At 47.1% G+C, this 15,195-nt stretch carries 5 protein-coding genes; 2 read left to right on the top strand and 3 right to left on the bottom strand.

Features of this window, described 5'->3' with window-relative positions; translation table 11 throughout:
- Window positions 1-242 precede the first annotated feature (242 nt).
- The 3 genes from QUA97_RS17330 to QUA97_RS17320 form a co-directional block, all read right to left on the bottom strand.
- Complete coding sequence (locus tag QUA97_RS17330) at window positions 243-2,984, bottom strand: DEAD/DEAH box helicase (RefSeq protein ID WP_333195309.1); 2,742 nt, start codon at window positions 2,982-2,984, stop codon at window positions 243-245.
- Window positions 2,985-3,446: 462 nt separating this feature from the next.
- The gene (locus QUA97_RS17325) at window positions 3,447-5,480 is read right to left on the bottom strand and encodes a phosphodiester glycosidase family protein (RefSeq protein WP_333195308.1); all 2,034 of its coding nucleotides are present in this window, start codon (window positions 5,478-5,480) and stop codon (window positions 3,447-3,449) included.
- Between the two features lie 351 nt (window positions 5,481-5,831).
- Complete coding sequence (locus tag QUA97_RS17320) at window positions 5,832-11,306, bottom strand: trifunctional serine/threonine-protein kinase/ATP-binding protein/sensor histidine kinase (protein WP_333195307.1); 5,475 nt, start codon at window positions 11,304-11,306, stop codon at window positions 5,832-5,834.
- A 673-nt stretch (window positions 11,307-11,979) separates the two neighbouring features.
- Between QUA97_RS17320 and QUA97_RS17315 the strand changes: the two genes are divergently transcribed.
- Both QUA97_RS17315 and QUA97_RS17310 read left to right on the top strand, forming a co-directional pair.
- Window positions 11,980-12,246, top strand: a complete 267-nt coding sequence (locus tag QUA97_RS17315; RefSeq protein ID WP_194067242.1) for a hypothetical protein — start codon at window positions 11,980-11,982, stop codon at window positions 12,244-12,246.
- A gap of 181 nt (window positions 12,247-12,427) precedes the next feature.
- Window positions 12,428-15,195, top strand: a 2,768-nt coding sequence (locus QUA97_RS17310) for a glutamate synthase central domain-containing protein (RefSeq protein WP_333195306.1), incomplete at its 3' end; no start/stop codon positions are given.

The raw sequence follows: 15,195 nt of genomic DNA, 5'->3' as shown, positions 1-15,195 counted from the left end.
TAATAAAATTTCAATAACAATTTAGATCGATCGATCCGCACCATACAATTTTTTCTTCTGTCGTGCAACGTGCGATCGCGAAAATAGACGATCGCCCGCTGAGGATGAGAGCGCATTCGATCGCAAATTTTATCCGATACTCAGATTGGGTGCGATCGAACCTTCACTACTGAATTGCAGTTTCATTTACCGGGAATCCAGCGGTATGAATGCGGACTAAAGTCCTCACGCTCGAACCTTTATTACTGAATTGCAGTTTCATTTACCGGGAATCGATCGATCAACTGCATCGCCCGACAAGCATTCCTCCGCAAAGAATCCGAAACGTGAGGAACATGAGGAATCTGAGACAAGAAATCCAAAGTCCGGCGCAAAATTCGCACCACATCTCCTTCATCCAAACTCGTATGACTAATCAGTTCCAGCCATTCCACACCCAGAGCCCACTGTTCCACCAAAGTCACTAAATCCCGTTCCAGCCAAATCGGGATCGCAGCTTCGTGGCGGTACTGCACTTGAAACAACCGGCGGCGCAGGCCTTTTTGCAGATTGTCCAAAGGTGCCAAAACTTCCGGCGACAGCGAGTAATGAGTCCAACTGTCGGGCCTGGAAACTTCTGTAACCAAGGCCGCGCAAGCAGCAGCGAGGTGGTGGGGGTCGAGTTCGTCAAACTCTGAAGACATCAGGGACAAACCCAGCCACAGTTCGTTATCGCCGCGAATGGCGGCACAGGCTTGGCCCAAAACTGTGGGTACTAATCTGTCGGAGGAGTCGTCTCGGTTTCCATCTGCCGAAATTACTCTTTCCAAACAGCCGAAGTTTAGCAAGATGTCAATTAAGTTGAGAAATTGCTCCCAATAGCGAGCTCGCTGCTTTTCTAAGTCTTGTTCGCTTTTGCGGATTTCTTTTTTCAATTCTTCCCGGCGGCGCTGGCGTTTGAGCAAAGTACCGGGATTCCCCCATTCTAGAACTGGGTGAATTTCTAGTCGATCTTCTAGGGCTGCGATTTTCTGCAGTTGCTCGATCGCCTCTGGGCTCGGTTCCGGTGGGGGCAATTCTGGGATCGATCGGGCAATTGCCACGGTTTCTTCGGTTCCCAAGCGACACTGGCCGAGTCTCAGAGTCAGTTCTGCCGGGGGGGTCAAGGTATCTGCGACAGTCAAGCGAGGTAGTTGGGCGTGGAGGGTGGCGACATCGCTAATGGCGACGATGTACCAGCGGTTGTCTTTACCCAAGCACACCAAGTTTGGTGCTTGGCCCGAACCTGCGATTTTGGCAACTAAGATGGCGGGTACGGGGGTTGCGTGCGATCGTTTGGCTGTCGGAACGTGCTTGCCTTTGAGACTCAGAACCGTGCCGAGCACTGCAAAAGACACGGCTACGGACATCTCCTTAATGCGCGCTTCTTCTGCTTGCTGCAATAAAATTTTGAGCAAACGTTTGTCTTCTTTGAGTCTTCCCTGCAATTTTTCGTAATCGGCGAGTTGTTTTTCTAGGTAAGAGACATTACCTCCGGCCGCCAGGGATTTGTCGATCGCCACTAATTCTGTTTCCAGTCGGTCTAATTCTGCTTGCTGCGGCTGCAAGTACAAGGTAGACAGGTATTGACCGAAACTGCGCTCTACTAACTCTTGAGCTTCATCGATCGTGTGAGTTTGCAGCAAATTCAGCACCATGCCGTAGCTGGGCGTAAACTGACTGGCGAGGGGGTCGGCTTTGGCTGTTGCCAAATAAGAGGCTTCTTTTGCACCTTCAAAGCGCGTCTGAACTGCGACAACGTGCCCCAGTTCGTCCATCCCGCGGCGACCGGCCCGACCGGCCATTTGCAGGAATTCTGAAGCGTTTAGCAGTCGGTGTCCCTTGTCGGTGCGCTTGGACAAGGTGGAAATGACTGTGGTGCGGGCGGGCATATTAATGCCGGCTGCGAGGGTTTCGGTGGCAAATACGACTTTAATCAAACCTCTGCCAAAGAGTTCTTCTACTAAGCCTTTCCAAGCGGGTAAAATGCCTGCGTGGTGGGCTGCGATGCCTTTTAAAAGTGCTTCTTTTTGACCGAAGCGTTCTGCTTCTGGGTTTCGCTGTAAAAAATCGTCAATGATGCGTTTGAGTTCGGCTGTTTCGGCTTCGTTAACCAGGGATAAATTTCCGACTTCTGCGACTGCTTGGTCGCACCCGCGACGGCTGAAGATGAAGTAGATTGCTGGTAGCATATCTCGATCGTCCAACCGGCACAAAACATCGGTCAAACTGGGAGTGGGAATGCTGCCTCTTTCTGCTTTTTGCTGCTTCTTTTTGGGGACTAACCGCGGATTAGCTCTTTTGCCGGTTTCGTCTAGCAGGGGAAATATGCCTTTTTGATTGGCAAAGTGGAATTGCAGGGGTACTGGTCGAAAGTCTGAGTAGACTAGCTCTGTGGGCCCGTGAACTTTGTTAATCCAGTCTGTGAGTTGGTCGCTATTGGCGACGGTGGCTGAGAGGGCGAGCAGTTGAATTTCGCCGGAACAGTAAATGATCGATTCTTCCCAGACTGTACCGCGCTGGCGATCGTTCATGTAGTGACATTCGTCGAGCACTACGGTTTCGACTCCGGTGAGGGAAGCGCCGACTGCTCCGATCGGCGTACCGTAGAGCATATTCCGAAATATTTCCGTAGTCATCACCAAAATCGGCGCATCTCGATTGACGGAGATGTCGCCCGTGAGCAAACCTACGCTGTCGTCTCCAAATTGCCTGCGGAAGTCGCGCAGCTTTTGGTTGGAGAGAGCTTTTAGGGGAGTGGTGTAGAACACGCGCCGCCCCCGGAAAAGTGCTTGATGGATGGCGTATTCGCCGATTAACGTTTTCCCCGAGCCTGTGGGAGCGCACACCACAACGGATTTACCTGCATCGAGGGCGGCGATCGCCTCTCTCTGAAAGTTATCTAGCTCGAATGGAAATATGGTCTTCAGATCCAGCTCTGGGCGGTTCTGGGAATTATCTGGCACAAGGATTATTCTGAGGTTGCAGGGTAATTATGCTTAAATCTTGCTGAAAGCAAGGCAGCAGAGGACTGTATTGATTTTAAACCTTTGTCAGCCGATCGGAACTCGGAGGAAGTAAGGGAGTGGGTGATTCGGGCTTTTATACTTAGTGCCTCAAAAATCTAGTATAGCGATCGAACCAGGTTTGCAGTCTGGACTGCTGTTTTTTTTTCGATCGTGTCCGATCGATTAACCGCACGCACGCGCAGGTTAATCGATCGGACTTCAGTCCGCACTACTAACCATGTTTGTTATGGTAATCTACCGGACACGATCTAACCTGATATTTCTTGACCTACCTTTACCCCACACGATCGCCGATAAATTCCAAATTTTGGGAAGATTTTTCCTAGAAGGGCGGGTTTATTTAGATTGTCATTAAGCTGCCTAAATTAGGGTTAACCCTCCCCTACAATATCAGTCAATTTATGGTTGAATGAAAATACCGATCGCATTATGGACTCTCGCAGCAGTAGACGGCGGGCGATCGAGCAAACTCCCTCCCAAATACAAACTCGTCGAACTTCCCCCATCCAAATTTAAAGCCTCCACAGCACCCATTTGCTGCAATATCTGCGCCAGTTCCGCAAAATTTGGGCCCGCCCCGCCCGCGCGATTGTGCACCGCTACAATCAGCAAATTCCCCGCAGCAGTTCGCCCGATCGCACTCCGAATCGCCGTCTGTCGAACATAGGCATCGCTAAACCCTTCCGCCTTAGCATCCAAAACAACTCGACTGTTTTTTACCAACACCGGCCCGCCGCCTAGAATGTAAGGAAAACGGTTAAAATCTGCCGGAATTGTGTTAGTTTCCAAACGCAATAAAGTGCCAGCAGTTAATTGAGAAGCAGGGGAAAAATTGGAACGCCAAGCCAAAACATAACCGTTTGCTGGAATCGGGAAATTTGTTGTTTGCTGGGTGCCTCCGGGAGATTGGCTGACAACTCTATCGCCCGCCACTGTCACAACTATTTCATTATCAGAAAACGGAGTATAAGTTTTTCCCCAATCAAGATTGTAGCGACCGATTCCTGATGTCACGTAGGCACTATTTAACTGTGAAACAGACAAACGTTGATTTGCAGGAGTTATCAAAGTTTCTTGCAAAGTCAAACGATCGATCGCAAATTCGCCCCGATCGTTCCAAGCGATCGCCCCCCGATTCAAAATTGGCCCGGAAAGCCATTTATTTTCCCGCCGAATCGCGCCTAAAGCTAATCGATTGATCCGATTGAAAAATCCGGCATTAATTGCAGCCGCAGTTCCCGAAAGTTCTGCTGTTTGCAATAGAGGTGCAGTACCTAGATCTGTCGGCGGATTGCTCAAAAGCGGTCTAATTTTGACACCGGATTGGCGGGGATTAATTTCTAACCCAACTACGGGAAAACGAGCGGTTCCTAAATTTTGATATTGCTGCCGCCACCGCACGCCCGGAGCCCAAAGAATGTTTTTTTCTACTAGGGAATCCGGGCGAATGTCGATAACTAATCGATTGGGATTTCCTAAACTGAAAACTTGCGGCCGCCAACCTAATGGAATTTGTACCTTGACTTTGGTTTGATTCCCCGCAGGTTCGATTTTTAACGATCGCACTTGTTTGCTGGTTGCAAAAGCGCGATCGATCAAAGTGCGATCGATCTTGGCATCGATCGCGATCGACCATTCTTGAGTAGCGATCGGTGCAGAGGGCGCTAGCGGCTGCGAGAGCGCGGGTTTAGTCGGGTCGTCTGGTGTTTCGAGGTTTCGGGCTGGGGGCGCGGTCTGCTGCGGTATAGCGGGCTTTGTGGGGTCGTCGGGAGTGTCTCGCGGTGGGGTTGTTGGGGACGGGCTCGGTGTATCGACGAAGTTGACTTGCCACGGGGCGGGGCGATCGAGATCGATCGCTGTGCGATCGCCCCATTCTCTCGCTGCTTGCCGAATGCCGGTAATATTCGCAGTTGGAGAAGTAATTTTTAGAACATTGCCCTCTGCAGATATCTGCCAGCCTGCAAGTTTAGCCAAATCTGTAACATCTAAGTAACGATACGGGCCTGTTGCCCTGGCTGTCAAACTTTTAGCATCGGTGAAAGATACCGAAAACCACTGCACCGGTTGTTTGGTACTGTCGGCGGTGTTGAGCAAATCCACTCCCGCACTCTGCATCAAGCCCACATCAGCAATCCAAGTTCGGAAATTTGCCGAAGTGCTGTTTGTTGGCTGCACAGTCCAAGCTAAGGGCAGAATCCGGCCGTTGAGAGACACTTGGCGGCCTTGTTTAATTCTGGCAACTGGCGGTATAGATTGAGTCAAATTGACCTCCGTGAATTCACGATTCAGGAAGAAGGAAGAGGGCAATAAATTTTGTAATGGATTGGAGGAAAAATTAGAAGTTCTCCCACTCGAAGCCTCTTGCGCTCTTCCGGGTTGATTCCAAAGCAAAGACTGGGCGATCGCCAGTACAGGTAATATCGAGACTGACAATATTGAACGCCCATAAGACAAATTACATTTCATATCAAATCCTCTCTTCATCGGAATAGTAAATTCACTGTTGACTGTTGACTGTTGACTGTTGACTGTTAACCGTTAACATCATAAAGAGTGCAACCGGAATTCATATCACAACTTACAACTCACAATTTAAATCCTAAACGAATATAGCAATCCTAAATCATTTGTGAATTTCTTACTCCCTCTCCTTAGCAAGGGGAGGGGTGGGGTAAAAAGTTTAAGACTCATTTAAGATTGCTATAGGTATCTAGAAACCCGGAATATCCCTATGTTTCTTCTTACTAAACGGCGCTAATTGCGTTAAACTCTAGCACGAACTGCTCATACCGGAATAGAAATCACAAACTCCGAACCCTGCCCCAATGAGGAATTAACGAGTAATATACCTCCATGTTTTTCCACAACAATTTGGTGGGCGATCGACAATCCCAATCCAGTTCCTTGACCCACAGCCTTAGTTGTAAATAAATGGTTAAAGATGTTTTCCTTGACTTCCTTCGACATCCCCACTCCATTATCCTTAATCCGAATCAAAACCTGATTTTTATCTTCGCTCAGAACAGTTTGAACCGTCATTTGATTAGGTAAGGCTTTAATTTCACTAAAACTGCGCCCCTTATTTGACTCCTCCAGAGCATCAATGGCATTGGCCAGCACATTCATAAATACCTGGTTCAACTGTCCGGGAAAGCATTTTACTAGGGGCAAGTTACCATACTCTTTCACAACTTCAATAGCCGGGCGGAACTCGCTCGCTTTTAAACGGTGCTTGAGAATCAAGAGAGTGCTGTCGAGTCCGTCGTGAATGTTGAAAGGAACCGGGCGATCGCTATCCGCCCTCGAAAACGTTCTCAAACTCGTACTGATATTACGAATGCGATCGACTCCCTCATTCATTGAGCTAATCAATTTCGGCAAATCTTCTCGCAAATACTCCAAGTCCATCTCCTCAATTTCTGCTTCAATTTCCACTCCCGGAGCCGGAAATTTTTCTTGATACAAATCAATCAAATTGAATAAATCCCCCACGTATTCTTGGGCGGGTTGCAAATTGCCGGCGATAAAGCCTACGGGATTGTTAATTTCGTGGGCTACCCCTGCGACTAAATTTCCGAGAGCAGACATCTTCTCACCCTGCACCAATTGCAGTTGCATCTGTTTGAGATCGTGAAGATAAAGCTCTAGTTTTTGGGCATATTCCTGGGATTGCTGATACAATTGGGCGTTCTGTAAGGAAATTGCAGCTTGGGAGCAGAGGATGTTGAGGAGGGTGACGCGATCGCGCGTGAATACTCCTGTTGCTAGATTATTTTCTAGATACAAAATCCCCATCATCTTACCTTGATAAAGGATGGGAGTGCAGAGGATACTCTTAGATTGCTGTTGGATAATATGGGGGTCAGATGCAAATCTTGGTTGAGTGCTACCATTATCGAAAACTAGGGTTTCTTTTGTACGTTTAACGTAGTTGATTAGGGTTAGAGGAATTACTTCGCTCTCCTCAACCGGAATAGATTGCAGAAGGCAGTCTTGACGGTTTGTGCAGTGGACGTTTATCTTCCAGTTTCCCTCTTCATTCAAAATTAATGCTCCGGTTTGTGCTCCGGCATTCTTCACCACCACTTGCATCAGGGTAGTGAGCAATTGATCGAGTTGAATTTCGCTAGATAGAGCTTGAGAAGCCTTGATAACTGTCGGCAAATCTACTAACCCCCAACTGCTCGTGCTACCGATAAGTGTTTTATTCGTGTTAGATAGGGATGATTCACTATTGCTGGATGTATGAATTGTTTCGCTTGGATACTGGCGACTTCGCTCCTGTTGCAGGATCGGAGCAAGCAATTGGGGATAGCGCTGTTCTAGATAATCAATCTTTGCTTTGGCTCCCCACTTTGCATAGGCATAGTAAGCATCAATTAAATAGGGTTTTGCGAGTTTTTCTTTCCCCCATTCCAAGTAGAATTTAGCTGCGAGTTCGCTAGCTAGTGCTTCTTCGTTGATGTACTCGTTTTCTTGGGCAAGGGCGATCGCCTTGTCATACATCTCAATTGCTGCGATTTTTTCACCTAAAACCCGATGCCGTTCTGCCTCCACTAGATAGAATTTGTGCAGATAATTCATTGGGGCATGATGCGCCCATTTTTGCATTTTTTCTTGATTAGCTTGTACTCTGTCGAGAATGCCCTGTTGCTCTGACTGTGAAGCATCGGCATATACTGCCAACTGCACTAAAGAATCGTAAAAATAGAACAGAGGAACAAAGGGCAATCCTACCAGTACGTCTAAATACTTCTCTGCTATAGCAGTATTCTCAATCGCTTCTGAGTAATTTTCAAACCAGTAACTCAGTAAAAGTTTGTTCCAATATATGTAGGCAACTCCCACTTTATCCTTCGCTTGCTGGTGGAGTGGCAACCCGATCTGCTCATCCCAGACTTCACCCTTTAGAAGACAGGGATTTTCACTTTTACCGAGCATATTTAAGGTAGCCTGCCAATAGATTTCTAGATAATTAAGGGCTGTTTCTTGCTTGATTTTATGAATAGCATCTTTATTTCTTGCTATCTCTCTTTCAACGACAGCCAATTCTTTGCCGCTAAAGTAAGCAAAATAGGAAGACGCTAATAGACCATAGCTCCCATATTCTAAATCTCCCGTCTCCATTCCGGTAGAGTAAGCTGACACCAAAGGTTCTAAGGTTTCTCTCAGATGCTCTTTCCAATGCCGGATCAATACATTTACTATGACAACTGTCTTGGCTTTGATTTCTTGAGCATTTAACTTTGACACAAGATTTAAAGCCAATTGACCGAACTGATAACCTGAATCAATATCTCCCACAACTCCGCAAAGCAGAAGACCATAATTGGCATAAGCAAAGGGAGATACGGAAGCATTACCATATTGGACGGATAAATTTACTTGTTTGCATACCGTCAAAGGCAGCAGTTCTGGCGCAGCAATGTATGCAGCAGCAAAGATACTTGATAAAAGTCTCATGGCTGCTAATTTATAGGGCTCGGACATTTGAGGCAGGTCAATTAAATCCTCAATTCGCCAATCCTTCACCATTGCCGCAGTGTCGGAGAGTGCTTGTCCAATGTCTGACGGAGTTGGCTGTTGCGGAAACTCCACCCCCAACAGCTTTAGAACTTGTAGCCCCGTATTAACTGCTTCTAACAGCCTGTTCTGCCCCATGTAAGCTTGCATCTGGACTTCATACACTTTAATTTTGTCCAGCAGCGAGGTAGCGCGATCTTGGACTAGATCGACGAGTTTCTGCATTCCTTCAATATGACCGCTCAAAAAAGCTGCTTCTGCTCCTTCTGAGTACAGTAATAATGTCAGTTCGTATTGATTGTGCCAGCTATTTGCTCTCAGTAATTCCCTACCAATTTTGAAGTATTCAACCGCACCCGAATAGGCAGTAGCAGCTTTAGCTTTCTTTCCAGCGACCAGATTCAATCGTGCTAATTGCTCCCGTTCTGCCTCTTGGGTAATTAGCTCAAATCCCACATTTAAGTGGTTGACAATATCAAATATTCTTTCTTCTTGTTCAACTTCTGGCGTATTGTTTAATAACAGTTGACCGATTTTTAAGTGAGTCGATCGCTTTTGGTCATCGGGAATCAGGGAATAGGCTGCTTGTTGAACGCGATCGTGTAAAAACTTGTATTTGGGTAATTGGTCGTGGGTAATTGATAATTGGTCAAATTCCTTCCCGTTCCCGATTACTAATTCGCTATTCCCCTCTGCTTGATAAAACTTGTAAACCTCGCTAACAGGTAAAATTAGTCCTTCTTGTAGTGCCTTCCATAGAGCTGTTGCGGTTTCTACTGGCGAATTTTCATCAACAATTGCTAAGGTCGCCAAATCGAACTGATTGCCAATACAAGCAGCTAACTTTAAAACGAACTGTGTCCTGGTTGGCAACTTTCGCAACTGAAGTGCCATGAATTCTACTACATCATCTGTTAGTGCCAAGGTTCGCACTATGGCAATATCGCACTGCCAATACCGAGCTGCAAAATTAAATTCAATTAGCCCATCTTCATGCAAAGATTTGAGGAATTGTGTGCTGAAGAATGGATTGCCTAGAGTTTTCTGATAAACGAGTTCTGTCAAAGGCAGAGCCAACGCTGTAGAACAAGCTAGAGTATCGGCAACTAAACAATTTACGTCGGCTCGATCGAGGGGAGCTAAGGTAATAGTATTCACCTTGGCTTCAGTTTTTTGAATATCTGCTAACGTCAGCATCAATGGATGCGCTGGAAATACTTCGTTATCGCGATAAGCTCCTATTAATAAGAGATAGCGGTGCTCGGTAGCACTCATCAGCAGTTGAATTAATTTTAACGATGCTGAGTCTGCCCATTGCAAATCGTCCAAGAAAATCACTAAAGGATGTTCTTTTGTTGTGAATAATTGAATGAATTTTTCAAACAACAAATTAAAGCGATTTTGACCGGCACTGCCCGAAAGTTCGGGGACTGGCGCTTGTTGTCCGATAATCCGTTCTAGTTCGGGAATTACTTCAACGATTACCTGAGCGCTATCGCCCAAAGCTGCCAAAATCTCCGATTTCCATTGTTCAACTTTAGCATCTGTTTCCGATAGCATTTGTCCCATTAAATCGCGAAAAGCTTGGACAAATGCACTAAAGGGTAGGGTGCGTTGGAATTGGTCGAATTTACCTTTTATAAAGTAGCCTCGTTGTCTGACAATTGGTTTGTGCACTTCGTTGACGACGGCGGTTTTGCCAATGCCGGAGAAACCGGCAACCAGGATCATTTCGGTGCTGCCGCCGCTCACGCGCTCGAAGGCGGATAGCAGGGAGAATACTTCGCTTTCTCTACCGTATAATTTTTCGGGGATGATGAAGCGATCGCACAAATCTCGTTGCCCTATACTAAAGTTAGTCAGCTCCCCTGTCTCTTGCCACTGAGATAAACAAGTTTCCAAATCGTACTTTAGTCCGATCGCACTTTGATAGCGAGCTTCAGCATTCTTCGCCATCAGTTTGCTAACAATCTCAGACAGCACCAATGGAACGTTCTGGTTGACTATTGAGGCTGGGATAGGCTGCTTGGCAAGGTGACAGTGTACCAAATCCATTGGATCGTCTGTTTGGAATGGTAACTTTCCTGTTAGTAATTCGTAGAATGTGACTCCTAGCGAGTAGAAATCTGTGCGGTAATCAATGCCCCGATTCATCCGCCCAGTTTGTTCTGGAGATATGTAGGGTAAAGTGCCTTCGAGGACGTTGGGATTGTGAATTTCTTGGGTTTCGCGAGGTAGCAGTGAGGCGATGCTGAAGTCAATCAGCTTGATTTCTTTGCTGGTGGGGTTAATTAGAATGTTGGCGGGTTTGAGGTCTTTATGGATGACGTGGTGGCGATAAAGTCCATCAAGCGAGTTGGCAATTTGAATCGCAATCGGAAGAAACTCGTTAACGGGTAAGCCTTCTACAGGTTCCTTGCTAGCTGCTGCTAGACTAGCGAGGTAGCTACTTAAGGAAATTCCCCCAAAGTCTTCCATCACCAGAGCATAGTGGTTATGGTAAGTCTCCAGACTATATGCCTTAACACTGCCAGGAATCTCTAAGTTTTTAGCAATGATGTACTGGTTGCGGAAGTGAACGAGTTCATTGAAGCGGGGAAAGTCATTTCGCAGCATTTTGATCGCGACGGGCTGCCCATTGGAACACCGAAAGCCACGATAAACTAGAGTGCGATTTCCTGCGTATATTTGCTCATTAATGTGATATCCGAGAAAAAGATTTGTGATATTAGTCATACCTACGTATTCCTACTGCTTTTGTTAAGCCTGAAGCTTCTTAGATTTAATATCTAATATTGTGGCTCTATCTGGCGCGATATTCATTGAATTACATTTTTCTTAACATATTTGCGACAGCAAATTATGAAATAATGATTTTCCAAGCGAGACTTGAATGTTTTATGTGATATTTGTTTATCATGTAGTTGCAGGCAATTAAAAACAACTTAGACAACGCTGATTTGACGAGATCAATTCAGAGAATAGGAGCTTAATAACTTAGTTAATATGCATGGTATAATTAGGGGAGGATTCTTGAAACTTTCGTCCCTAAAGAGATTGAGATTGTTGATTCAAAAAGGCGGCGCTGGCTTGACCAGATACTCCACAAGATGTCAGAAATCCTGGAAATAGCTTTCATTGATGAGTAACAAAAGTTTGTGGGTAAAAAAATACAAATTAGATTTATGGACAACTGCCAACCTTTTTCGGCAAGACATCTTAGCCTAGGTTCTGAGCGATCGCTGACAAGACTTGCGCGCAAACTCTGACTTTGATGGGTGAAATTGTATCAATTTTTTGATAGACTTAATGTTAGCGACCTGAAAGTTGACTCCAAAATAAGACAGATTTCACCAGTTGTGAACCACGCTGCTAGATTGCACCTACCGACTGAGCGGGCAGGTGGCTTTTGTGTCTGCGGGCGCTGACGAAAGCAACTCAACAGCGCAGTCAGCAAAATAACGCTAAAGTTACTATCTACCTGATTCCGCTGCAAGGCTACCCTTGCGGACTCAGGGAAAAAACACCCAAAAAACCCGCGCTAGCGCAGCTATCCGGTAGGGAATTGCCTGCAATGTCTGTAGTTGCATGCAGGGCGGCGATCGCCCAAAGAATCACTGCTTTTTCACAGCAGGGTATTCTAGGAGACATCTCCGAGGCGATGCGAGCGACATAATTTAAAATTGGCAAACAGGGTTTCAGTCCTCAGTGCAGGCAGCATCGACGTAAATTTTGATCAAATCAGCTTGCTATGTGCTGTTTTAAGGTTTACTAAGATCCCACCACTCGGCAGCCTTCTCTCTCCGAGCTATAAAAACAAATCAACCACACAATCACCGAAATAACTTTCAATCAACATGGGTAATACGATCGATCCAAACAGAAACGTGCATCAGACTCAGCGAGGAACTCCATTCGCCGGCCAAAGCTGGTTAGTGGAAGAAAGAGATGCCTGCGGTGTGGGTTTTATTGCCAACCAAAACGGTGCAGCTACTCACTCCTTAATTCAAAAAGCTCTGCCAGCCTTAACTTGTCTGGAACACCGCGGCGGTTGCAGCGCCGACTCTGATTCCGGCGACGGTGCGGGTTTGATGACCGCGATTCCTTGGGAATTGCTGGATACTTGGTTTGCCGAACAGGGAATTGTGCCTCCCGCACGGGAAAACTGCGGCGTGGGAATGCTGTTTTTGTCTCAAGATAAATTTCAAGCGACTATAGCGCGGCAGGTGGTTGAGGAAATTTTGATGCAGCGCGGGCTAACACTTTTGGGATGGCGCAAAGTTCCCATTGTACCCTCGGTTTTGGGCCCGCAAGCGCTAGAAAATCAGCCTCAAATCGAACAAGTAATTGTCAGTTCACCGGACTTAACCGGGGACGAACTCGATCGGCAGTTATTTTTGACCCGCCGCACGATCGGACACGCCCTATCAAATCGCCCCAACTTCACCCGCCGAGAATTTTATACTTGCTCTTTCTCTTGCCGCACGATCGTCTATAAAGGCATGGTGCGATCGGCTGTACTGGCAGAATTTTACCCAGACCTGAAAAATCCCGCTTATAAAAGCTCCTTCGCCGTCTATCACCGCCGCTTCAGCACCAACACCATGCCCCGCTGGCACCTCGCCCAACCCATGCGCTTGCTGGGACACAACGGCGAAATTAACACGCTCTTGGGCAATATTACCTGGATGAAGGCGCGACAAGCCAATTTATCTCACCCGAATTGGAGTCAAGCTGATATCGACACGTTTAACCCAATCGTCAATCCCGAAAGTAGCGATTCGGCCAACTTGGACAACGTGATGGAATTGTTGGTGCACTCCGGCCGCACCCCCCTAGAATCCCTGACAATTCTGGTGCCGGAAGCTTACAAAAATCAGCCGGATTTGGCGACCTATCCCGAAATTGTAGATTTTTACGAATATTACAGCGGCATTCAAGAACCTTGGGACGGCCCGGCCTTGCTGGTATTCAGCGACGGCAAACAAGTAGGTGCTACGCTCGATCGCAACGGTTTGCGTCCGGCCCGCTACTGCATTACTAAAGACGGTTTGGTAATTGTCGCCTCCGAAGCCGGAGTTGTCGATATTCCCGAAGCAGATATTGTCGAAAAAGGCCGTTTGGGGCCAGGACAAATGATTGCAGTTGACCTGCAAACCCACGAAATTCTCAAAAATTGGCAGCTAAAACAGCGCATTGCTAAGCGCCACCCCTACGGCGAATGGCTGAAACAAAACCGCGAAACCTTGGAACCGCAGCCTTTTGCGGAAACGGCAACCCTGGAACCGCAAACACTCTTAGCAACCCAAACTGCTTTTGGCTACACCGCCGAAGATTTGGATATGGTGATTGTGGAGATGGCGAGTTCTGGGAAGGAACCGACTTTCTGCATGGGCGATGACGCTCCTTTGGCCGTACTCTCAGAAAAGCCTCAGTTGCTGTACAACTATTTCAAACAGCGGTTCGCTCAAGTGACAAATCCGCCGATCGACCCCCTGCGCGAAGGGATGGTGATGTCACTCACAATGAATGTGGGCTTGCGGGGCAATTTATTGCAAACAATCCCGGAAAATGCCAAGCTGCTAAAAATTGATTCCCCGGTACTCAACGACGCTGAACTGTGTTTCTTGAAAGACCAACAGTCTTTCCCCGCGACAGAATTGTCCACTCTTTACAAAATCGCTGCAGGGCCCGGAGGTTTGAAAAATGCAGTGGAGCAACTTTGTCAAGAGGCGGCTGAAGCGGTGCGCGAGGGTTCGAGAATTCTGATTTTGAGCGATCGAGCATCGAAGGAAAAAGGCGCATCTGCTGTGGGTGTGAGTGCTGAATGTACTTATATTCCGCCGTTGCTGGCAGTTGGTGCGGTTCACCACCACTTAATTAGCGTTGGGCTGCGGATGCAAACTTCGCTAGTTGTCGATACCGCCCAATGTTGGAGCACTCACCACTTCGCTTGTTTGATGGGTTACGGTGCGGTGGCTATTTGCCCTTACTTGGCGTTGGAAAGCGTGCGCGGTTGGTGGTTTGACACCAAAACTCAAAACTTGATGCAGCACGGCAAAGTTCCCAAAATTACCGTCACTGAAGCTCAAGCTAGATACCGCACAGCGGTGGAAAATGGCTTGCTGAAGATTTTGTCGAAAATGGGGATTTCGCTGCTGTCTAGCTATCAGGGGGCGCAAATCTTTGAGGCGATCGGCATTGGCGGTGATTTGCTCGATTTGGGCTTCAAAGGCACGGTTTCCCGCATCGGCGGTTTGAGTGTGGCGGAACTGGCTAACGAGGTGATGTCTTTCCACAGTCAGGCTTTCCCGGAATTGATTCTGAAAAAGCTGGAAAATTACGGCTTTGTGCAGTACCGCCGGGGCGGTGAATATCACATGAACAGCCCGGAAATGGCTAAGGCTTTGCACAGGGCTGTGACTACTTTTAAGGCTCAGACCAACAGTAATGGCAACGGGGCTGCCTCAAAAATGACACCAATTGGTGACAAAAATCCTGAAACTGCCACCGAAGCAAAAATGACACCAATTGGTGACAAAAATCCTGAAACTGCCACCGAAGCAAAAATGACACCAATTGGTGACAAAAATGCCGAAGCAAAAATGACACCAATTGGTGACAA

Source organism: Microcoleus sp. CZ3-B2, assembly GCF_036705055.1.
Taxonomy (GTDB): Bacteria; Cyanobacteriota; Cyanobacteriia; order Cyanobacteriales; family Microcoleaceae; genus Microcoleus.
Note: the sequence above shows the minus strand (reverse complement) of the source record. Positions and strands in the feature narration are given on the sequence as shown.